The organism is Streptomyces sp. NPDC052016, assembly GCF_044548445.1.
Lineage (GTDB): Bacteria > Actinomycetota > Actinomycetes > Streptomycetales > Streptomycetaceae > Streptomyces.
This window is the reverse complement of record NZ_JBIUBX010000003.1, coordinates 117,581-138,064: the sequence shown is the minus strand read 5'-3', so window position 1 is coordinate 138,064 and position 20,484 is coordinate 117,581. Positions and strand designations below refer to the sequence as shown.

Annotated in this window: 25 protein-coding genes; 20 read left to right on the top strand and 5 right to left on the bottom strand. The window is 71.7% G+C overall.

Going from position 1 to position 20,484, the window contains the following annotated elements:
- Nucleotides 1-130: 130 nt before the first annotated feature.
- The 6 genes from glnA (at nucleotide 131) to ACIHAR_RS05600 (ending at nucleotide 4,206) form a co-directional block, all read left to right on the top strand.
- Entirely contained in the window at nucleotides 131-1,540 is a 1,410-nt protein-coding gene (glnA, locus tag ACIHAR_RS05625) for a type I glutamate--ammonia ligase (RefSeq protein WP_365460995.1), read from the top strand.
- Between the two features lie 122 nt (nucleotides 1,541-1,662).
- Nucleotides 1,663-1,920, top strand: coding sequence for a hypothetical protein (locus tag ACIHAR_RS05620; protein ID WP_400017174.1), 258 nt, complete (start codon nucleotides 1,663-1,665; stop codon nucleotides 1,918-1,920).
- Nucleotides 1,921-1,933: 13 nt separating this feature from the next.
- Complete coding sequence (locus ACIHAR_RS05615; RefSeq protein WP_365460991.1) at nucleotides 1,934-2,104, top strand: hypothetical protein; 171 nt, start codon at nucleotides 1,934-1,936, stop codon at nucleotides 2,102-2,104.
- Between the two features lie 26 nt (nucleotides 2,105-2,130).
- Complete coding sequence (locus ACIHAR_RS05610) at nucleotides 2,131-2,379, top strand: hypothetical protein (protein ID WP_400017172.1); 249 nt, start codon at nucleotides 2,131-2,133, stop codon at nucleotides 2,377-2,379.
- Between the two features lie 319 nt (nucleotides 2,380-2,698).
- On the top strand, nucleotides 2,699-3,619 hold the full coding sequence (gene htpX / locus ACIHAR_RS05605) for a zinc metalloprotease HtpX (protein ID WP_365461195.1): 921 nt from the start codon (nucleotides 2,699-2,701) through the stop codon (nucleotides 3,617-3,619).
- 2 nt (nucleotides 3,620-3,621) lie between these two features.
- The gene (locus ACIHAR_RS05600; protein WP_400017170.1) at nucleotides 3,622-4,206 is read left to right on the top strand and encodes a hypothetical protein; all 585 of its coding nucleotides are present in this window, start codon (nucleotides 3,622-3,624) and stop codon (nucleotides 4,204-4,206) included.
- 64 nt (nucleotides 4,207-4,270) lie between these two features.
- On the opposite strand, the gene ACIHAR_RS05595 is transcribed toward ACIHAR_RS05600, so the two are convergent.
- On the bottom strand, nucleotides 4,271-4,546 hold the full coding sequence (locus ACIHAR_RS05595) for a hypothetical protein (protein ID WP_365460983.1): 276 nt from the start codon (nucleotides 4,544-4,546) through the stop codon (nucleotides 4,271-4,273).
- Nucleotides 4,547-4,719: 173 nt separating this feature from the next.
- On the opposite strand from ACIHAR_RS05595, the gene ACIHAR_RS05590 reads away from it, so the two are divergent.
- A complete protein-coding gene (locus ACIHAR_RS05590; protein WP_400017167.1) occupies nucleotides 4,720-5,214 on the top strand; it encodes a DUF1269 domain-containing protein in 495 nt (164 codons plus the stop codon).
- Nucleotides 5,215-5,712: 498 nt separating this feature from the next.
- Here ACIHAR_RS05590 and ACIHAR_RS05585 read toward each other — a convergent pair whose 3' ends face one another.
- Nucleotides 5,713-6,027, bottom strand: a complete 315-nt coding sequence (locus tag ACIHAR_RS05585) for a hypothetical protein (RefSeq protein WP_388757949.1) — start codon at nucleotides 6,025-6,027, stop codon at nucleotides 5,713-5,715.
- A gap of 185 nt (nucleotides 6,028-6,212) precedes the next feature.
- On the opposite strand from ACIHAR_RS05585, the gene ACIHAR_RS05580 reads away from it, so the two are divergent.
- Both ACIHAR_RS05580 and ACIHAR_RS05575 read left to right on the top strand, forming a co-directional pair.
- Nucleotides 6,213-6,617: an arsenate reductase family protein gene (locus ACIHAR_RS05580; RefSeq protein WP_365460978.1), complete on the top strand. Its 405-nt coding sequence runs from the start codon at nucleotides 6,213-6,215 to the stop codon at nucleotides 6,615-6,617.
- Nucleotides 6,618-6,714: 97 nt separating this feature from the next.
- Entirely contained in the window at nucleotides 6,715-7,440 is a 726-nt protein-coding gene (locus ACIHAR_RS05575; RefSeq protein WP_365460976.1) for a hypothetical protein, read from the top strand.
- Between the two features lie 3 nt (nucleotides 7,441-7,443).
- Here ACIHAR_RS05575 and ACIHAR_RS05570 read toward each other — a convergent pair whose 3' ends face one another.
- A complete protein-coding gene (locus ACIHAR_RS05570; protein ID WP_365460974.1) occupies nucleotides 7,444-8,295 on the bottom strand; it encodes an alpha/beta fold hydrolase in 852 nt (283 codons plus the stop codon).
- A 103-nt stretch (nucleotides 8,296-8,398) separates the two neighbouring features.
- Between ACIHAR_RS05570 and ACIHAR_RS05565 the strand changes: the two genes are divergently transcribed.
- The 8 genes from ACIHAR_RS05565 (at nucleotide 8,399) to ACIHAR_RS05530 (ending at nucleotide 16,016) form a co-directional block, all read left to right on the top strand.
- Nucleotides 8,399-8,851: a MarR family transcriptional regulator gene (locus ACIHAR_RS05565; protein WP_365460972.1), complete on the top strand. Its 453-nt coding sequence runs from the start codon at nucleotides 8,399-8,401 to the stop codon at nucleotides 8,849-8,851.
- A 276-nt stretch (nucleotides 8,852-9,127) separates the two neighbouring features.
- Nucleotides 9,128-10,159 carry a glutamine synthetase gene (glnII, locus tag ACIHAR_RS05560; protein ID WP_365460970.1) on the top strand — a complete coding sequence of 344 codons (1,032 nt, stop codon included), beginning with the start codon at nucleotides 9,128-9,130 and terminating at the stop codon, nucleotides 10,157-10,159.
- Between the two features lie 269 nt (nucleotides 10,160-10,428).
- On the top strand, nucleotides 10,429-10,551 hold the full coding sequence (locus ACIHAR_RS05555) for a hypothetical protein (RefSeq protein ID WP_107416303.1): 123 nt from the start codon (nucleotides 10,429-10,431) through the stop codon (nucleotides 10,549-10,551).
- Between the two features lie 115 nt (nucleotides 10,552-10,666).
- Entirely contained in the window at nucleotides 10,667-11,239 is a 573-nt protein-coding gene (locus ACIHAR_RS05550; protein WP_400017161.1) for a winged helix-turn-helix domain-containing protein, read from the top strand.
- A gap of 60 nt (nucleotides 11,240-11,299) precedes the next feature.
- Nucleotides 11,300-12,331: an NAD-dependent epimerase/dehydratase family protein gene (locus ACIHAR_RS05545; RefSeq protein ID WP_400017159.1), complete on the top strand. Its 1,032-nt coding sequence runs from the start codon at nucleotides 11,300-11,302 to the stop codon at nucleotides 12,329-12,331.
- A gap of 54 nt (nucleotides 12,332-12,385) precedes the next feature.
- Nucleotides 12,386-13,663, top strand: coding sequence for a sensor histidine kinase (locus ACIHAR_RS05540; RefSeq protein ID WP_400017157.1), 1,278 nt, complete (start codon nucleotides 12,386-12,388; stop codon nucleotides 13,661-13,663).
- Nucleotides 13,648-14,304, top strand: a complete 657-nt coding sequence (locus ACIHAR_RS05535) for a LuxR C-terminal-related transcriptional regulator (protein WP_388757931.1) — start codon at nucleotides 13,648-13,650, stop codon at nucleotides 14,302-14,304. The genes ACIHAR_RS05540 and ACIHAR_RS05535 overlap by 16 nt, the downstream gene beginning before the upstream one ends.
- A gap of 170 nt (nucleotides 14,305-14,474) precedes the next feature.
- Nucleotides 14,475-16,016, top strand: coding sequence for a DUF1996 domain-containing protein (locus tag ACIHAR_RS05530; protein ID WP_400017154.1), 1,542 nt, complete (start codon nucleotides 14,475-14,477; stop codon nucleotides 16,014-16,016).
- 73 nt (nucleotides 16,017-16,089) lie between these two features.
- Here ACIHAR_RS05530 and ACIHAR_RS05525 read toward each other — a convergent pair whose 3' ends face one another.
- Nucleotides 16,090-16,530: a hypothetical protein gene (locus ACIHAR_RS05525; RefSeq protein ID WP_365460958.1), complete on the bottom strand. Its 441-nt coding sequence runs from the start codon at nucleotides 16,528-16,530 to the stop codon at nucleotides 16,090-16,092.
- Between the two features lie 100 nt (nucleotides 16,531-16,630).
- Here ACIHAR_RS05525 and ACIHAR_RS05520 point away from each other — a divergent pair, with 100 nt between their 5' ends.
- From ACIHAR_RS05520 to ACIHAR_RS05510, 3 genes are all read left to right on the top strand, one after another.
- The gene (locus ACIHAR_RS05520) at nucleotides 16,631-17,131 is read left to right on the top strand and encodes a tetratricopeptide repeat protein (protein ID WP_365460956.1); all 501 of its coding nucleotides are present in this window, start codon (nucleotides 16,631-16,633) and stop codon (nucleotides 17,129-17,131) included.
- 50 nt (nucleotides 17,132-17,181) lie between these two features.
- Nucleotides 17,182-19,110, top strand: a complete 1,929-nt coding sequence (locus tag ACIHAR_RS05515) for a hypothetical protein (RefSeq protein WP_365460954.1) — start codon at nucleotides 17,182-17,184, stop codon at nucleotides 19,108-19,110.
- A 72-nt stretch (nucleotides 19,111-19,182) separates the two neighbouring features.
- Nucleotides 19,183-19,872 (top strand): TetR/AcrR family transcriptional regulator, encoded by a 690-nt coding sequence (locus ACIHAR_RS05510; protein WP_365460952.1) that lies wholly within the window; start codon nucleotides 19,183-19,185, stop codon nucleotides 19,870-19,872.
- Nucleotides 19,873-20,096: 224 nt separating this feature from the next.
- Here the strand turns inward: ACIHAR_RS05510 and ACIHAR_RS05505 are convergent, their stop codons facing one another.
- On the bottom strand, nucleotides 20,097-20,453 hold the full coding sequence (locus ACIHAR_RS05505; protein WP_365460950.1) for a 5-carboxymethyl-2-hydroxymuconate Delta-isomerase: 357 nt from the start codon (nucleotides 20,451-20,453) through the stop codon (nucleotides 20,097-20,099).
- Between the last annotated feature and the right edge of the window lie 31 nt (nucleotides 20,454-20,484).

The window sequence follows — 20,484 nt, the reverse complement described above, 5'->3', positions numbered from 1 at the left end:
TTCTGCGAAACAAATGGGTCACGCACGAGAAATCACCCGTCCCTAGGGTCGGGGTCAGCGTGTGCCACCCGCACTGGCCGCACGAACGAACTACCACCCCGGCGGAACGGTCGGGAGTAGGAGGAGCTGGATGTTCCAGAACGCCGACGAGGCCAAGAAGTTCATCGCGGACGAGGACGTCAAGTTCATCGACGTCCGGTTCTGCGACCTGCCGGGCGTCATGCAGCACTTCTCGCTGCCCGTCGAGGCGTTCGACCCGGACGAGGAGCTCGCCTTCGACGGATCGTCGATCCGCGGTTTCCAGGCCATCCACGAGTCCGACATGGCCCTGCGCGCCGACCTGTCGACCGCGCGGGTGGACCCGTTCCGCCGCGACAAGACGCTCAACATCAACTTCTTCATCCACGACCCGATCACGGGCGAGCAGTACTCCCGTGACCCGCGCAACGTGGCGAAGAAGGCCGAGGCCTACCTCGCGTCGACCGGTATCGCGGACACCGCGTACTTCGGTCCCGAGGCCGAGTTCTACGTCTTCGACAGCGTGCGCTTCAAGACCTCGGAGAACGAGTCCTTCTACCACATCGACTCCGAGGCCGGCGCCTGGAACACCGGTGCGCTGGAGGACAACCGCGGTTACAAGGTCCGCTACAAGGGCGGCTACTTCCCGACCCCGCCGGTCGACCACTTCGCCGACCTGCGTGCCGAGATCTCCCTCGAGCTGGCCAAGGCCGGCCTGAAGGTCGAGCGGCAGCACCACGAGGTGGGCACCGCCGGCCAGGCCGAGATCAACTACAAGTTCAACACGCTGCTCGCCGCCGCCGACGACCTCCAGCTCTTCAAGTACATCGTGAAGAACGTCGCCTGGCGCAACGGCAAGACCGCGACCTTCATGCCGAAGCCGATCTTCGGTGACAACGGCTCGGGCATGCACGTCCACCAGTCGCTGTGGAGCAACGGCGACCCGCTGTTCTACGACGAGGCCGGTTACGCGGGCCTGTCGGACACCGCCCGCTACTACATCGGCGGCATCCTCAAGCACGCCCCGTCGCTGCTGGCCTTCACCAACCCGACGGTGAACTCGTACCACCGCCTGGTCCCGGGCTTCGAAGCCCCGGTGAACCTGGTGTACTCGCAGCGCAACCGCTCCGCGGCCATGCGTATCCCGATCACGGGTTCGAACCCGAAGGCCAAGCGTGTCGAGTTCCGCGCGCCCGACTCCTCCGGCAACCCGTACCTGGCCTTCTCGGCGCTGCTCCTCGCGGGCCTGGACGGCATCAAGAACAAGATCGAGCCGGCCGAGCCGATCGACAAGGACCTCTACGAGCTCGCCCCCGAGGAGCACGCGGGCGTCCCGCAGGTCCCGACCTCCCTCCCGGCGGTCCTCGACTCGCTCGAGCGCGACCACGAGTTCCTGCTCGCGGGCGACGTCTTCACGTCCGACCTGATCGAGACCTGGATCGACTACAAGCGCGCGAACGAGATCGCCCCGCTGCAGCTGCGTCCGCACCCGCACGAGTTCGAGCTGTACTTCGACGTGTGATCGGACCACGCGTGCTCCACGCGTGAGGCCTCCGGCGCCCCCGTTTCCTGTTTCTCAGGGCGGGGGCGCCGTCGTATGGTTCTTGCACAGCTGTTCGACAGAGGTGACGGGGAGAGCCGGGGATGCCCGAACAGGACGACGGTCAGCGGGAGTTCGACCTCAGGTGGGCGGACGACGCCGAGCACAAGGAGCCCTCGGCGCGGGCGCGGATGCTGGCCGCCCGGTGGAAGGAGAACCCCCCGCAGCCGCAGCCCTTCCGGGCCGCCCCGGGGCCGGCGGCGCCGCGCAGGTCGTCGTGGGTGTCGACGGCGATCGTGCTGGGCTGCGTGGCCGCGGTGATCCTGCTGCTGGGGTACACGCAGTTCCGGGCGCCGTACTGATCGGCTCGCGGACATGGGTGTCATGGAGGACGTGCGGGCCGGAGCATCGGCCGCCTGGCGGCTGGCGGAGGGCGCGACGCTGCGAGAGGTGATCGACGTCGGCGCTCCCGCCGCCTGGACGGGACTGGACGCGGGGGTGCGGGCGGAGACGACGTACCACTCGCCGTATCACGTGGCGGCCTGACGGCAGACGTACGGCGGCTCTGGCCGTTGCTCGACGATCCCGCCCCGGGGGTCGTGCGGGAGGTCACCCTCGCGGTGCTGCCCTCCGCGGGACTCGTGCCCGGGGAGTGGCTCGCCGAGCGGCTCGACGCCGGGTGGCCCCGGCATGTACGGCTCGCCGCCTTCCGGCTGCTCCTGGTGCGGGGCGGGGCGCCAGGGCAGCGGGCGCTGCTCGCGTTCCGCGACGACCCCGACGGCCTGCTGCGCGAGCGGGCGGCGCGTGCCGCACTGCGCTGACCGCCGCGGCTCACAACCCGCGGCTCACGACCCGCGGCTCACGGCCCGAGGCCCACCCACGACTCGCTCACGACTCATGGCACACGGCTCAAGGTCACGGCCCACGCCCACGCCCACGCCCACGGCCCACGCCCACGGCCACGGCCACGGCCACGACCCAGGCTCACGGCTCACGGCTCACAGCTCACAGCTCACAGCTCACAGCTCACAGCTCACAGGGAGCTTTTGCCACCCTTGGGGCTGATCACGACCGCTTCATGGGACGGGTCGGGTGCACACTGGCGGTGGGGCGAGTGCCTGACTTGCTGGGGTGATGCAGATGCAGAGCCGCTTCCGGAGCGACCGGCGGTTGACCGTGCGGATGACGGTCACGATGTTCCTGCTCGGTCTGCTGTACGTGGGCTTCGTCGCCGCGCTGATCGTCCTGCTGAAGTCCTGGGTGCTGGTCGTCGCCGTGGTGGCGGCGATGTTCGTCGCCCAGTTCTGGTTCTCCGACCGGATCGCGCTCTTCGCGATGCGCGGGCGGGTCGTGGAGCGGGAGGAGTATCCCGAGCTGTACGCCGTCGTCGACCGGTTGTCGGCGCTCGCGGACATGCCCCGGCCCGTCGTCGCCGTGTCCGACATGGAGATGCCCAACGCGTTCGCGACGGGACGCGACCCCGACCACGCGGTGGTCTGTGTGACGACCGGGCTGCTGCGGCGGCTGGAGCCGGCCGAGCTGGAGGGTGTGCTGGCGCACGAGCTGTCGCACGTGGCGCACAAGGACGTGGCCGTGATCACGATCGCCTCCTTCCTCGGGGTGATCGCGGGACTGATCGTGCGGTTCGCCTTCTACGGCCAGGTGTTCGGCGGGGGACGCCGGGACCAGAACACCGCCGTCGTCTTCGCCGCCGTGATGGGTGTGTCGGCGGCCGTGTACGCGATCAGCTTCCTGCTGATCAGGGCGCTGTCCCGGTACCGGGAGCTGGCGGCGGACCGGGCCGCGGCACTGCTGACCGGACGGCCCTCGGTGCTCGCCTCCGCCCTGACGAAGGTCTCCGGTGACATCGCCCGGATCCCGTCCAGGGACCTGCGGACGGCCCAGGCGTTCAACGCCTTCTACTTCACTCCGGCGCTCGGTTCCGAGCCGGGTGTCGCGGGCCTCTTCTCCACCCACCCGAGTCTGGAGCAGCGGCTGGAGCAGCTCGGGCGGATCTCCGCCGAACTGGGCGAGGCGGCCTCCCCCGGGAAGGCGGGGTGATCATGGGCCTGCTGGACATCCTGCTCGGCCGGACCAAGCCGGTGGAGCCCGACCTGGACCAGCTGTTCGCGCTGCCGTCGGCGGCGGTGACGCTGCAGGCCGCGTCCGGCCTCAGCCCGACCGGGCAGGGCGCGGTCTGCTTCGCGACGGTCGAGGGCTCGGCCTTCGAGCAGACGCACCGCGAGGTCCAGGCCCTCCTCGACGCCGACACCGAGCGCACCGGTCCCCCGGTGCGGCTCCTGCGGGACGAGTACGGCTATTCCTGGCTGGTCTCGCGTCGCGCCCCCGACGAGCTCCCGGCCCTGGTCAACGATCTGCACGCGGTGAACAGCGCGATGGAGGTCAACGGTTTCGGGCCCCAACTCCTGTGCTCGTTCGCGGGTTTCGCGGACGACAGCGGTCGGCGGCTGGCACTGGTGTACCTGTACAAGCGGGGTTCCTACTATCCGTTCGCGCCGCTGCCCGGTGCCGGACAGCGGCGCGACAACGCGCTGGAACTCCAGGTGAAGGCGGCTCTCGCGCACGACCTTCGGATCGAGCAGGATCTGAGCCGCTGGTTCCCCGTGTGGGGAGCCCCCGGCCTGTGACGGCCGGGGGCTCCGGTGGGGGCTGCGACTCCCAGGGCTGCGGCCCCCAGGACCGCGCGGGCCCTCACTTGGTGCGCTCGCGCTCCTGACGGCGGGACTCCAGCGGGCGCTCCCTGCGGTAGCGGCGCTCCCACCGGGCCTGCTGGTCACGGCGGTCGCGGTAGGCCTTGTAGGAGGTCGGCGCGGCGCTCGCGGCCGGGCCGGGGGCGGGCGCGGAGGACTCGTCGCGCCCGTACCGGACGTACAGGATCAGCACGGCGACCGCGGCGAGCCAGTAGAGGTGGTTTCCGAATCCCAGGACCACCAGGACGACGGTCCCGGAGAGAACGACGGTGCCCATGGCGTGCCTCCTTCCCGGGCATGGACGGACGGTGAGCGAGCGGTGTGGGTGGGGGTGGGGTGGCGTCTTCAGAGTAGGGAGGCCGTCACTCGGGGTGCATCTGCTTTTCCACGGGCCTAAAGTCGGCCGAAGCGGCATGAACCGCTCATCTCCGACCACCAGGGGTGTCCCGCATGAGCAACCTCTTCGTCGTCGCCTACGACGACCTCGCCACCGCCAACCAAGTGCGCGAGAAGCTGTTCGAGCTGTCCCGGCAGCATCTGGTCGAGCTGGAGGACGCGGTGGTCGTCGAGCGGCGCGGCGACGGAAGGATCAAACTCCACCAGGCGGTCGACCACACGGCGGTCGGCGCGGCCGGCGGCGCCGTGTGGGGCGGAGTGATCGGGCTGCTCTTCCTCGCCCCGCTGCTGGGCGCGGCGGTGGGTGCGGCGGCCGGTGCGGCCGGGGGCGCGCTCACCGACACCGGCATCAACGACGACTTCATGAGGGACCTCAGCCAGAACCTGCGCCCCGGCGCCGCGGCCCTCTTCCTCCTGGTCAAGCACGCGGCCGGCGACAAGGTGATCCCGCAAGTCGCCTCGTTCGGCGGCCAGTTGGTGCAGACCTCACTGGGCCGGGCGGAGGAGGAGCACCTGCGCGAGGCGATCAAGGCGGCCCGGCCGGCGTGAGCGGAGGGGGAGATGAGCGAGCTCTCCTCCTTCACGCACCAGCACTTCGCTGAACGCCTCAGCGGTGCGTACGGCGACGGCGGCGGCCCGGGAGCGGCGACCGCCGCCGTACCGCACGGGCGGGCAACGGCAGCATGGAGCGCCTGCTGCCGCTGCTCGGCGAGTTCCTGGCACAGGGCTGCCACGCCCTCGCCTTCTCCGGGCACGGGGGAAGTACGGGCACGGGGGAAGTACGGGCAGGCCAAGGGAGTTGAGCCTGCGCCGGCGGCTGGAGCAGGCCGTGGCGGTGATCGACGCGTACGCGCCCGTCGACGGGCCGCTGCTGCCGGTCGGGTTCAGCATGAGCTGGGGCCTGGTTCCGCGACCGCGCCGAGGACCGGCGGGCGTTCGTGAGCACCGTGCCGGCCGCGGCCTGAGCGGCGCCCGGGCCGGCCCCCGTGGCCGGCCCGGGCGCCGGCGCCGGGCGCCGCGCATGTGCGTCGGCCCCCGGCGCCGCGCTCACCTGGAGTACCGCATCAGCGCTCGCACCATGTGGCACGTCGTGTCCGACGGCGGGTGGACGCCGATCAGTCGGGCCGTGTCGCGGATCTTCTCGTTGCGCGCCTGGTTCGGCAGGTAGACGCCCGAGTCGAGGAGCGCGATGGCGAGGCGCATCGCCTTGAGGCGGCGGTTGTGCGTGACGTACCACTCACGCGGACGGCCGGGCGGCAGCGGCCGCTTGTCCACGGGGACGTACGGCAGGTCGAGTTGGACGGGGCGCTTGGCGGTGGACTGGGTCGGCAGCGGCTTCGGCTTCAGTGCGGCAGCGGGCACAGGCATCCTCCTGTCGCGGTCAGGGCCCCGATCCGGAACCTCCGGCGGAACCCTCGAACACTGCTTCTATTCTACTGCCCCCCACTGACAAAAGCCCCTGGCCACAAGGGCTTTCGGGGTCGCAGTGACGCACGGGGAGAACGAGTTTCGGAGCCCTCGGGGAAGCTCCCGCTACCGTGATCCGCATGGAGATCTGGATCAACCCCGCCTGTTCCAAGTGCCGCAGCGCACTCAGTCTGCTCGACGCCGAGGGCGCCGACTACACGGTCCGCCGCTACCTGGAGGACGTCCCGAGCGAGGACGAGATCAGGGACGTACTCGACCGGCTGGACCTGGAGCCGTGGGACATCACCCGGACCCAGGAGGCCGCGGCCAAGGAGCTCGGCCTGAAGGAGTGGCCGCGGGACGCGGCCTCGCGCGAGCGCTGGATCTCGGCCCTCGCCGCGCACCCCAAGCTCATCCAGCGCCCGATCATCACCGCCGACGACGGCACGGCGGTCGTGGCCCGTACGGAGGAGTCCGTACGGGAGGCACTGTCCCGTCAGGAACCGACGCCGGGCGGAACCGAGCGGCGCCCGACTGACCTGTGACGCACGCCACTTCAATTGACTCCTGTCACCACTGAGTCGCCCCGTTCGGTATCTCGTACATAGCGGCGTACGCTCCCCTACCTCTCCGGAGGCGCGCATGTCCCGCAGGAGAACTCTCAGTACGAAGAAGAAGCTGGCGCTGCTGGTGAGCGCCGCGACGGTGGCGGGAGGCGGTGCCTTCGTCATGGCCGCCACCTCCAACGCGGCGCAGTCCCCGAAGACGGCGGCCGAGTCGTCCGTCTGCCAGGGCCTCGCCACCGCGCTCGGCAACAACCAGCGGTTCATCGACGGCCAGCGGGCCAACCCGGACGCCCAGTCCGCGGCCCGGATCACCAACCGTGAGGCCGTCATCGAGCAGATCAAGGTGCAGCAGAAGGCGTCCGGGTGCGTCGTTGGGGAGTCGGCTCAGGGCTCCCAGGCGACGCAGCCGGCGCAGCCCGCACCGCCGGCCCAGAGCGCCCCCGCCGGGAACAACGGCGGCAACGCCGGAAACAACGGCAACGGCAACGGCGGAAACAACGGCAATGCCGGGAACAACGGCAACGGCGGGAACGCGGGCGGCGGCGCCGCCGCCGGCCAGCAGGTCTGCAACGGCTCCACCGTCACCCTCTCCGGCGAGGGAGGCGCCCCGGCCGCGTCCAGCAACCAGTTCCCGGCGGGGACCAAGCTGAAGGTCACCAACCTGGACAACAACAAGTCCACGACGGTCGAGGTGACCTCGGTCTCCGGAAGCTGTGTGCTGCTCAACAACGCGGCCTTCGAACAGGTCCGTGAGCCCGGCAAGTTCCTGATCCGCCGGGCCGTGATCGAGAAGGTGGGGTGACGCTCAGACGAGAAACTCCGTGAGGCGGCGGCCCAGTTCGGGCGGCGCGGCGTGCGGCAGCGCGTGATGGGAGACGTCCGGCAGGACGACCGTCACGACGTCCCGCAGCACCTCGCCCGCACGAGCCGTCACCTCGTACGTGTCATGGGTCCTGCTGTTCGCGGCCACGAGCAGCAGGACCCGCACGTCCAGGGCCCGCAGCGCCCCGGGCGCGGGACGCGGGCCCGTCACCGGCCGGCCCGAGGGGAATCCCGCGGCCGCCTCCTGCAGACGGAGCCAGTCGGGGTCCAGGGCCGCTCCCCCGGTCTCCCACTCCAGGAAGGCACGCACCCGGCGCGGGGCCGGCCGCAGCAGCATCGGCAGCGCGCGGAGCAGGTACGCCGCCTTGTACCCGGCGAAGCATCCGGTCGGGTCGAGGAGGAACAGGCGGCGTACGCGCTCGGGAGCGTGCAGGGCGTGGTGCAGGGCGATCCAGGCGCCGTAGGAGTGCCCGCCCACGTCCGCCCGCTCGACGCCCAGGCCCGCCATCACCGCGTCCAGCCACCCGGCGAGGTCGCCCACGGTCCGCGGTCGCCGTGCGGCGCGCCCTCCGCTCCGTCCCGCGGCCCCGATCAGGTCGACGGCGTACACACGCCGCAGCCGGGCGAGTTCGGCCGCCTGGGCGAACCAGGACGCCGAGGTCGCTCCCCCGCCCCCGGGCAGGAGCAGCAGCGGGGGCGCGTCGCGCGGGCCGCAGACGTTGACGTGCGTCGTGCCGTACGGCGTGGGGACGGCGGCCGTCTCCCGGTCGGCGGGCCACCGGGCCATGACCTTGTCGTAGGCGGCCTGGAACGTGCCGTCGTCGTACGTGCCCATGGAGCCTCCCGTCTGTTCGCGCGCTCCCGCATGTCCCCGCGCGCCGGCGTATTATCTCGCCGAGCGAGATGTTCGTCGGGCGAGATGACGGCGGGAGGGCCGTATGCCGACCGAGGGCCGGGACGCGATGGAGACCGTGCATCTGCTGCGCGCGGTGACGGTCGCACTCGGGCTGCACAGTGCCCGGTTCGCGAACCGGAACGGTATGCACCCGACCGACGTACGCGCCCTGATCGCGCTGATGGACGCGCGGCGGGCGGCCGAGGAGATGACGGCGGGGCGGCTCGGGGCCGCGCTCGGGCTGAACTCGGCCGGGACGACCGCCCTCGTCGACCGCCTGGAGCGAGCCGGGCACGTCCGCCGGGTGCGCGGCGCGACCGACCGGCGCAAGGTCGTCGTCGAGGTCGACGAACGCGCGGTCGAGCTCGGCCGGTCCTTCTTCGGGCCGCTCATCGGAGAGGTGGTGGAGCTGCTGCGCGGCTACGACGACCGGGAGCGGGCCGCGATCCACGGCTTCCTGGAGGGCGTACGGCGGGCGGCGGGCGAGGCCGACTGAGCCCGGTACCTCCCTCTTCCCCGGCCCCGGCCCCATCGCATACGAGACGCCGGCCGCCCCCCGCGTCCGCTTCCGCGAACGGCGACTCCGGGCGCGGCCGGAGCCCTCACACCGTGAGCCGCGCCACAGAACCACCAGGTAACACGGGGTTCACATTCGAGCAATGACCGGGAAATCGCCTGTTGACAAGCTTCCGGGCGAACGAGAGCGGCGCCCCAGTGCCGCAGCGCCGCAGCACCCGCAAGTGCGTCAGACACCCCCCGAAGGAAGTGGCCCGTGACCTTCAAGGCTGAGTACATCTGGATCGACGGCACCCAGCCGACCGCCAAGCTCCGCTCCAAGACCAAGATCATCACGGGCGAGCCCGCCGGTCTGGACGCGCTGCCGATCTGGGGCTTCGACGGGTCCTCCACGAACCAGGCCGAGGGCCACTCCTCGGACCGTGTCCTCAAGCCGGTCTTCACCTGCCCCGACCCGATCCGCGGCGGCGACGACGTCCTCGTCCTGTGCGAGGTCCTCAACATCGACATGACGCCGCACGAGTCCAACACCCGTGCCGCGCTCGTCGAGGTCGCGGAGAAGTTCGCCGCCCAGGAGCCGATCTTCGGCATCGAGCAGGAGTACACCTTCTTCCAGGACGGCTACCCCCTCGGCTTCCCCAAGGGCGGCTTCCCGGCCCCCCAGGGCGGCTATTACTGCGGTGTCGGCGCCGACGAGATCTTCGGCCGTGAGGTCGTCGAGGCCCACCTGGACAACTGCCTCGCCGCCGGTCTCGGCATCTCCGGCATCAACGCCGAGGTCATGCCCGGCCAGTGGGAGTTCCAGGTCGGCCCGCTCGCCCCGCTCGAGGTCTCGGACCAGCTGTGGGTGGCCCGCTGGCTGCTCTACCGCACCGCCGAGGACTTCGGCATCTCCGCCACCCTCGACCCCAAGCCGGTCAAGGGCGACTGGAACGGCGCCGGCGCGCACACCAACTTCTCCACCAAGGCGATGCGCGAGGGCTACGACGCGATCATCACCGCGTGCGAGTCGCTCGGTGAGGGCTCCAAGCCGCTCGACCACGTCAAGAACTACGGCGCCGGCATCGACGACCGCCTGACCGGTCTGCACGAGACCGCCCCGTGGAACGAGTACTCCTACGGCGTCTCCAACCGTGGCGCCTCGGTCCGTATCCCGTGGCAGGTCGAGAAGGACGGCAAGGGCTACATCGAGGACCGCCGTCCGAACGCCAACGTCGACCCGTACACGGTGACCCGCCTGCTGGTGGACACCTGCTGCTCCGCGCTGGAGAAGGCCGGCCAGGTCTGATCGTCCCCGCGACTCCGTGAAGGGGCGCCCGCCGTTTCGGCGGGCGCCCCTTCCGCATGTCCCGCGCCTCATGGAGACGGAGACCGGCGGAAGGGAGAGTGCGCGCGGACGACGTGCTCCGGATCGCCGGCCGCAGGCTCCACGCCCGCACGCGTGGACGACTGAACCGGCCGCCCGCGCGGTCGATCGGCGTCGACTTCCCGCCAACCAGGCGTCCAAGCAGTGAGAGGAGCCTCCTGTCACGGCCGGGTGTCTGCTTCAATGAGGCCATGGCCAGCTTCCAGAAGCACACCGCGACGGGTCGCCATGACCTCGAGCCCTTCTGGCCCTCCCGTCAGCACCACGACTTCGACCGGGTGTGTTGCCGCGCGACGACCGCGCCGGCCCTCTGACGCCGTACACCCCGGCTTCCGGCCAGCGCACGACGTACGTCCTCGACGAGCCCGACCACGATTCGCGGCCGTCGTCCTCCCCGACGAACCTCTCGCGCGAAAGAGCTGACCCCTCATGGCGACCACTCGTTCTGCGTCCACCGCTCCCCTCGCCTCCTCCTCCCCGGCCGGTTCCGCCCGGCACCGCCTGCGTGCCGTGGACCGGGACGAGGTGGTGGACGTCGCGGACCTCCTGCCGCCGGGCGCGACCTGGCTGCCCGCTCCCCCGCACACCCTGCCCGTCCTGCCGGGCCGGCCGCCGATGGTCGGCTACCTGGTGCTCGTCCCGGCCGACCAGCCGCTGTTCCCGCCGGGGGCGGTGGCGGACCGGCCGGACACCGGCGGCGGCGACGGCGACCCGCTCGTGCGGATCGACTCCGTGCGCCGCACCGCCGAGGTGGACGGCCGGGAACTCGACCTCACCTACCTGGAGTTCGAGCTGCTCGCGCACCTCGTGGCGCACCCGAACCGGGTGCACACGCGGGACCAGCTCGTCACCACCGTGTGGGGCTACGGCCACGTCGGCGACGGCCGCACGGTCGACGTCCACATCGCGCGGCTGCGCCGCAAGCTGGGCGCGGAGCACCGCGAGGTGATCAGGACGGTGCGCCGGGTCGGCTACACGTACGCCCCGCCCACCGCCCGTTGATCCTCTGCTGACGGCAGAAGCCGGTTCCCTCCGGCGCACGTACCGGGCACAGTCACCGGCATGAGACTTCTGGTGCTGGGTGGTACGGAGTTCGCGGGACGGGCGGTCGTCGAAGCGGCCCTCGGGCGCGACTGGGACGTGACGGTCCTCAACCGGGGGCGGCACGCGCCCGTCCCCGGGACGCGGTCGCTGACCGGCGACCGCACCGCGCCCGACGGGCTCGCCGCCCTGGCCGAGGGCGAGTGGGACGCCGTCGTCGACACCTGGTCGTCGGCCCCGCGCGCGGTGCACGAGGCGGCGCGGCTGCTGCGGGGCCGCGCCGGGCGGTACGTGTACGTGTCGAGCTGTTCGGTGTACGCCTGGGCCCCGCCCGCCGGGTACGCCGAGGACGCGCCCCTGGTCGAGGGCGCCGAGGCCGACGCCGGCCGGACCGACTACCCGCGGGACAAGCGGGGCGGCGAGCTGGCCGCCGTCGGCGCCTTCGGTGCGGAGGACTCCGTCCTCGTACGGGCCGGGCTGATCCTCGGCCCGTACGAGAACGTCGGCCGGCTGCCCTGGTGGCTGAGCCGGATCGCCCGCGGCGGGCCGGTTCTGGCGCCCGGGCCGCGCGATCTGCCCCTGCAGTACGTCGACGTACGCGACCTGGCCGAGTGGACCCTCGGGGCGATCGAGCGGGAGCTGAGCGGTCCCTACAACCTGATCAGTCCCCAGGGCCACGCCACCATGGGCGCGTTCCTCGACGCGTGCGTGCGGGCCACCGGGGCCACGGCCGAGTTGCGCTGGGTGGAGCCGGAGGTGGTCCTCGACGCGGGCATCGCGCCGTGGACGGAACTGCCCGTGTGGGTGCCGCCGGGCAGCGACCTGCACGACGCCCTGCACGCGGCCGACGTCTCGCGGGCGGTGGCCACCGGACTGGCCTGCCGTCCCGTCGAGGAGACCGTCGCCGACACCTGGCAGTGGCTCCAGGACATCGGCGGCACGGCGCCCCAGCGTCCCGACCGGACCAGTAAGGGCCTGGACCCGGAGGTGGAGGCGAAGGTGCTCGCGTCCACCGGAACCACGGCCGGGGGTGTACCTGACACCACCCCCTGACCGGGGGCCCCGGGCCAGTGACCCCCGGCCCGCGGGTCGGCGAGACTGACGCCCATGAACACCAACACGAAGAGCGAGGGCGGCGGTTCGAGGGCGCGGGGGATGCTGCGCGCCGCCTGGAGGGGGTTCGTGCTGGCCGTCGTGTCGCTGCCGCTGACCGTCCTGTCGTTCACCCTCACCGCCGTGTCGATCGCCCTCGTCCCCATCGGTGTCGGCCTCGTCACCACACCGTGGGTGCTGACCGGGGTGCGCGCCTACGCCGACCGGCGGCGGGCGCTCGCCGCCGAGTGGGGCGGGGTGCGCATCCCGTCGGCGTACCGGCCCCTGCCCGAGGACGCCAACCCGTGGACACGTACCTTCGCCCTGCTGCGGGACCCGGCGACCTGGCGGGACCTGCGCTGGCTGCCGGTCGACATGACGGCCGGGTTCGTGACCGCGCTGCTGCCGGCGGTGCTCGTCCTCTACCCGCTGGAGGGGTTCGCGCTGGCCGCCGGGTGGTGGCGGGTGGTGACGGACGGTCCGGGCCACCCCTACTGGTACGGCTTCGTACCGATCAGCGGCCAGGTCTCCGCGCTCGGCGCCGGTGCGCTCGCCGCCGCCCTGCTCGTCGTCGCCCACCGGTACACCGTGAGCGCGTTCCAGGCCCACTTCCGACTCACCCGGGCCGTCCTCGAGCCCAGCCGTGCCGAACTGGCCGAGCGGGTGCGGGTGCTGACCGAGACCCGGCGGGACGCGGTGGACACCTCCGCCGCCGAACTGCGGCGCATCGAACGGGACCTGCACGACGGCGCCCAGGCGCGGCTGGTGGCGATGGGCATGGACCTGGGGACCGTCGAGATGCTCATGGACACGGACCCGGAGAAGGCCAAGCAGCTCCTCGCGCAGGCCCGCCGGTCCTCCGCCGACGCGCTCGCCGAGCTCCGCGACCTGGTGCGCGGCATCCACCCGCCGGTGCTGGCCGAGCGCGGACTGGGCGACGCCGTACGGGCGCTGGCGCTGCGGCTGCCGGTTCCCACCGAGGTGGCGGTGGATCTCGACGGGCGGGCGGAGGCGCCCGTGGAGTCGGCCGTGTACTTCGCCGTCAGCGAGGTGCTGACCAACGCCGTCAAGCACTCCGGCGCCGACCGGATCTGGGTCGACCTGCACCACGCCGACGGGCACCTGCGGATCTCCGTCACCGACAACGGCAAGGGCGGCGCGGTCGTCGGGGCGGGTTCGGGCCTGGCCGGCGTCGAGCGGCGACTGGGTACATTCGACGGCGTCCTGGCCGTCGGCTCCCCGGTGGGCGGTCCCACGATGGTGACCCTGGAGATCCCTTGCGTGTTGTCCTAGCGGAAGACCTGTTCCTGCTGCGGGACGGCCTCGTGCGGCTGCTGGAGGCCTTCGGCTTCGAGATCGCGGCCGCGGTGGAGAGCGGACCGGAGCTGGAACGGGCCCTGGCCGAGCTGAAGCCGGACGTCGCCGTCGTCGACGTCCGGCTTCCGCCGACCCACACCGACGAGGGCCTGCAGTGCGCGCTCGCCGCCCGGCGGGAGCGGCCCGGCCTCCCGGTGCTGGTGCTGTCGCAGCACGTGGAGCAGTTGTACGCGCGCGAGCTGCTCGCCGACGGCAGCGGCGGCGTGGGCTACCTGCTGAAGGACCGGGTCTTCGACGCGGAGCAGTTCGTGGACGCCGTACGGCGGGTCGCGGCGGGCGGTACGGCGATGGATCCGCAGGTGATCCAGCAGCTGCTCGCCCGGCGCACCGGCGACGAGCGGAACCCCGTGGCCCGGCTCACCCCCCGCGAACGGGAAGTCCTGGAACTGATGGCGCAGGGCCGGTCGAACGCGGCGATCGCCGGGAAACTGGTCGTCACCGAACGGGCCGTCGCCAAGCACACCGCGAATATCTTCGTGAAGCTGGGTCTGGAGGTCTCGGACGACGACAACCGCAGGGTACTGGCGGTGCTGGCGTACCTGGACCGGGACCGGTGACCTCTCAACTCCTCTGAGTTCTGCGGGCGTTGGGGCCGCTTTGTCGTACGGGTCTCTCATCAATTCCTGAGACGGCTGAACACCTCCGGGGCGGCGTGCGTATGGGAGGGGGCAGCTTCACTCCTGTCGGGCGCCTCGATGCTGCCCCGCAAGGAAGTCAGAGGAGTTCCATGGGACGCAACACACGTAAACGCCGTTCGTCTATGGCCACGAAGGCCGTGGCAGCTTCGGCGGCCCTAGCGCTCGGCGGGGGCGGGCTGATCTGGGCGAACTTCTACGCTTCGGCGCACGAGTCGGATTCCGGAAGGAACGCGACCAAGGCCGCGGGCTCAGCCGCCCAGGTCGCCACCATCTCCTGCCCGGACGTGGGGCAGAAGCTGACGAACGTGCCGAACGGGGCCCGCCAGGGCGTGGCCACGGAGCTGGCCAACCTCGACAAGCAGATCACCGAGGCCTACACCCGGCTCGCCTCCACGCGGCAGGCCCAGGCGAACGACTCCGGGTTCGTGCAGAACGCGATCGTCGGCCCCCTCAAGTCGAAGCGGACCGCCACGATCGACCGGATCCGGATCAACATCCAGCGCGCCGGCGGACAGTTCAACAGCTCGCTGAGCCAGCTCGCCGGCTGCACGACGCAGACCACCAACCAGACCAACGCCGGTGAGGGCGGTCAGGACAACGGCGGTCAGAACGACGACGGCCAGCAGAACGGCGGCGGCCAGAACAACGACGGCCAGCAGGGCAACGGCGGCCAGCAGGGCAACGGCGGCCAGGGCGGCAACGGCCCGGTGGCGGCCGACTTCGTGGACATCACCAAGGTCCAGGGCAACGCCCAGCTGGGCGTCGGCCAGAACGGTCTCGCCGCCAACGGCAGGAGCGGTTCGCGGGGCACCTTCACCACGAACTGCGGCACCAACGGCAACGACAACCACAACACGGACAACGTGATCGTGGCCCCCGGTGTCACCAACGGCGCGCACCACCTGCACGACTACGTCGGCAACCAGAGCAACGACGCCTTCGCGAGCGACCAGGAGCTGGCGGCGGCCGAGACCAGCTGCCGAAACCAGGGCGACAAGTCCTCGTACTTCTGGCCGGTGCTGCGTCTGCAGGACGGCACGCAGGACTTCGACCAGAACAACGACGGCGGCGGCAAGGAGGGCAACGTCGGCCGGATCCTCCAGCCCGTCCAGGCCCAGCTGAAGTTCGTCGGCAACAAGAGGGGCAAGGTCGTCGCGATGCCGACGGCCCTGCGCATCATCACCGGTGACGCCAAGGCCTTCGTCAACGGCAACGCCAACGCCAACGTGAACTGGAGCTGCACCGGCTTCGAGAACAAGGTGCAGCTGAAGGACAAGTACCCGATCTGCCCGCAGGGCAGCCAGGTGGTCCGTACGACCGCCTTCCAGAGCTGCTGGGACGGTCAGAACATCGACAGCGCCAACCACCGCACGCACGTGTCGTTCGTCCGGGCCGACGGCACCTGCGCCAACGGTTTCAAGGCCATCCCCCAGCTCCAGGTCCGCCTGGTCTACAACGTCCCGGCCCCGAAGATCCAGAACGGCCAGGTCGTGAACCCGTACGCGGTGGACTCCTTCCCGGAGAACCTGCACAAGCCGATCACCGACCACAACGACTTCATCAACTTCTTCTCCCCGAACCTGATGAACAAGATGGTCAACTGCATCAACACCGGCAGGAAGTGCACGTGACGCCGACGGTCTGACCGGACGCCGAAGGCCGGCGGTGAGGAATCCTCACCGCCGGCCTTCGTGCTGTCCGGGATCAGTGACCGGAGTGCGTGGCGCCCGCGGAGGGCTCGTCGGAGGTGTGCGCCGAGTGGTCCGTGCCCTCCTCGATGTCACCGCCGAGCTTCTTCTGCAGCGCCGTCATCGTGGTGGTCTCGCCGACGGCCACCCACTTGCGGCCGACGAGGTAGTGGCCGCCGTAGTCCTTCGCGCCGTTGATCCACTCACGCTGGCCGCGGTCGGTGGCGAAGGTGGCCAGGATGAACTTGGCGTCGGCGTCCTTGCAGACCGCCTGGCGGATCTCGTCGGCGTCGATCTGCATGTTGGGGGTGCACTTCGCCTCGGCGGCCAGCTGCTCGAGGCTGCCGGTGGCCGTCTCGGGGACGGCCTTCGTGCCCCCGTCGGAGCCGCCGCAACCGGTCAGCACCAGCACCGCCGCGGCGCCGGCCACCGCGAGCATCGATCGGGTCACCTTCATCAGTCCTCCCTGCAAGAGCCTCGTCGTGGATACGGCTCCCGCGCGCGGTCCGCTCAAAATACCGCTGCCACCGAAGGGGCACGCGTGCGAAGGTGGGCCGGTGGACCAAGACTGGGAAGACCGCGTGACCGCCGCCTGGGCCCGCTTCGGCACCTACACCGAGGAGGCGGCGCCCGACTTCAGGGCCGTGATCGACGCGCTCGTCGCCGAACTGCCCGACGGCAGCCCGCTCGGCCCGTTCGAACAGGCCTGCGCCTGGGACTCGACCGGCCACTCGGACAAGGCGGTCCCGCTGTACCGGGAGGCGCTGGCCCGCGGTCTCGACGGCTACAAGGGGCGCCGCGCCAGGATCCAGCTCGCCAGTTCGCTGCGCAACATCGGGCAGCCGGAGGAGGGCGTCAAACTGCTCACGCCCGAACTGGCCGCCCCCTCCGACGAGTTGGACGACGCGGTCCGCGCCACACTCGCCCTGTGCCTGTCCGGTCTGGGCCGTGACCGCGAGGGCCTCTCCCTCGTCCTCGAGGCACTCGCCGCCCACCTGCCCCGCTATCAGCGCTCGATGGCGAACTACGCGCGGGAGCTGGTCGCGCCGGCGGACTGACCCACCCGTACGGCCGGTGACCATCCACCGGTTCGCTCGTTCTACTGGGCGTGCAGTCACAGGATGTCGCCCCGCGCCCCGCACCCGGTTTCCCGGCCGACCGGGTCGTCGACGTCGAGCAGGCCGAGGCCGCGCTCGTCGAGCACTACCCTCGCCTCGTCCGGCTCGCCTACCTGGTGCTGCCGCCGGACCTCGGCCGGGGCCGCCGCGTTCTGACCGCCCACGCCCTCGCCCAGCGCGCCCTGCCCCGCGGCCGCGCCGCGGCCCCCGTCATCCCGGCCCAGTCCACCGCCCGCGACGGCGATCCCGGCTACGCCTACGTCCGCCTCCAGGTCGTGCGCACGGCGCTGGAGGCAGGCCTGCCGCTGAAACGGCGGGCGTGGCCGAAGCGCGCGCAACTGCCGCCGCTGCTGCCCCAGGTGTGGGGGCTGCGCCTCTTCCCCCGTTCCGGCGGCGCCGACGAACTCGCCCTGGACCAGCGGCTCTGCGCCCTCCCCGGACCGGCCCGCGCCGCCTACGTCCTGCGCGGCCTGGAGAGGCTCCCCGACGGTGATGTGCGCGAGGTGCTGACCGGCGCCGGGGTCGGCGCCGACGAGGTCGCCGCGGCCCTGCGCGAGGCCGACACGGTCCCCGCGCGGTACGCGCTGCTCGACTCCTCCGAGTTCGACCCGTGCTTCCTCCAGGTCCGGCCCACCGACCTGATGCGCCGCCGCCGGCACACCAGGGCCGCGCTCGCCGCCGCGGCCGCGCTCGCCGTGTGCGGCGCCCTGGTCGCGCTGCCCGGCGACGGCTGGGGGCCCGACGGCGCGGCCGCCCCGGTGTACGCGCGGAACCCGGCCGCCGAGGCCGCCCTCGACCCGGGGCGGCTGGTGAAGGTCTCCCCCGCCGCCTGGAAGACCTCCGCCCGCACCGACTTCTCCGTCTGGCCCGCGCGCGGCGACCTCACCGGCGACAGCGCGCTGCTGCGCCGCGCCCTCGCCGTCTGGGCCCGCCCCGGCGGGACCGTCCGTGTCTCGGCGACCCCCGACACCCCGACCGGCGGCCCCTCCGGGCCGCCCCAGCTCCTGTTCGCGGGCGAGGTCGACACCGCCCGCGTGGTCGTCCTCCACGACGGCCTGCGCATCGCCCGCTACGCCGAGCCGAAGGAGGGCACCGCCGGGGCCGCCCTGGACTTCGCGCGCGTGGACGGAGCGACCGGTGCGGAGGCGTCCGCGGTGGTCCTGGACCGGACCGACGGCAACGTCCGCTACCTCACCGCGCCCTGGGTGAGGAAGGCCGCCGAGCGGGACCTGTCGAAGCCCGGCGCCGGGCTGATGGACCTGACCCTGACCGACGGCATGACCTCACCGCTGGCCAGCCCCGCCACCCATGCCGGCGCCTGCACCACGTGGAACGTGCTGCAGCTGACCGACGCCTCGGGCTCCTACCTGGTGAGCGACCTCGGTGAGCTCGTTCCCGCCCGGCTGACCGCGGGCCGTCCGGGCAGGACGAAGGACGCGACGGGGGCGGAGGCGCTGCGCACCTGGGCGCCGTTCGCCTGCTCGCTGGGCGAGGTGCGCGGACAGGGCGTCCGCACGGTCAACGCGTGGGGGTACGCGCGGCAGTCGCTGCCCGACGAGAGCGGGTCGGGCGCCTGGGTGTGCACGCGGGCCGAGACCTGGCGGGGCGACGGGACGCGGGTGCTGGCCCAGTTCCAGACGCCGGGCGGACTGTTCGGGGCGGTCGTGGCGAAGGCCGGCGACGTACCGGCGTGCGGTCCGCGCGATCCGCACGTGCTGGCCGGAGTGCTGTGGAAGTCGAAGGCCGGTTCCTGGTACCTGCTCGCCGCCGGCGACAGGAGGACGGAGTCGGTGCGGGCGACGGGCGGGGTCAGCGGGTCGGCGGAGGGCAACCTGCTGGCCGTACCGACGAAGCAGGGGGCCCAGGCGGAGCTGAAGGGAACGCTGGAGAACGGGCGGTCGATCAGCGGGCTGCGGTAGGCCGTTCCGCCGGCACGAATCCCGTGGCCGATCCCGTACTTCGCGTCCGGATTCGATCGGTAGGGTGTTCGTATGACTATCGGGGTTCGCCGCAGAATGGGAGTGGAGGAGCGGCGGCAGCAGTTGATCGGCGTCGCCCTCGAGCTGTTCGCCCGCCGTTCCCCCGACGAGGTCTCCATCGACGAGATCGCCGCGGCCGCCGGCATCTCGCGCCCGCTCGTCTACCACTACTTCCCCGGCAAACTCAGCCTGTACGAAGCCGCGTTGAGGCGCGCCTCGCAGGATCTGGCGGGCCGGTTCGCCGAGCCGCACGAGGGGCCGCTGGGGGCGCGGCTGCTGCGGGTGATGCGCCGCTACTTCGACTTCGTCGACGAGCACGGGCCCGGTTTCTCGGCCCTCATGCGCGGCGGCCCGGCGGTCGGCTCCTCCACGACGAACGCGCTGATCGACTCCGTGCGCCAGGCCGCCTACGAACAGATCCTGTCGCACCTGGAGATCACCGACCCGCCCGCACGTCTGGAACTGGTCGTCCGCTCCTGGATCTCCCTCGCCGAGTCGACGGCGCTGATCTGGCTGGACGGGCGGCGCATCCCGCGCGAGGAGCTGGAGGTGCAGCTCGTGCAGGACTTCGCCGCCCTCACCGCCGTGAGCGCCGCCCACGACGAGGAGCTGCGCACGCTGCTGCGGCCCGTCCTGGGCGGAGAGCCGGCCGACGGCCCGTTCGGCGAGCTCGTCACCCGGCTCATCGCCCTCGCTTCCTAGGACACGCCCAGGAGAGGTCCTAGCTTGATCTTTAACCTGGTGCCTCGAACGGCGCCTCGTACTTGATCACTCGGGTTGGTAACTGCCGTACATGCAGGCGGCCTTCGGCTGACTATGTGCTCCGACCAAGGAACGCACACACCCAGCACGAAGGCCGTGGGGATGAGTCTGTTGCACCCTGCTGTTCGGCAGGAGCCGTTCGCTGAACTGTCACGCTTCCGGGGCTAGCTCTCGTACTTGCGGTACGACGGGTCGAGGTCGCGCACCTCGGCGGAGGCGTGCAGCGCGAGGCCCTCGGCGGGCTTGACGTGCTGCCGCAGCAACTCCAGCACCGCCTCGGTGAGCCGGGCCCTGGTCTCCTCGGTGCGACCCGCCAGCAGCCCGATATGGATGTGGACGATCGCGTGCCCCTGCGTGTCCGGGCCGACGGTGGCGTCCTCGGTCCGCCGGAACTGCGTCTTGCACGCCGGTGGCTTCGCGGCCGCGATCTCGACGACGGCGCGGTGCAGCGCCTTGGCGAATCCGGGCCGGTCGAAGTCGTCGGCGAGCCGGTCGGAGTAGTCGACGGTGATCTGCGGCATGGGCACTCCTGTGCTAGGCGACAGCGCTCAC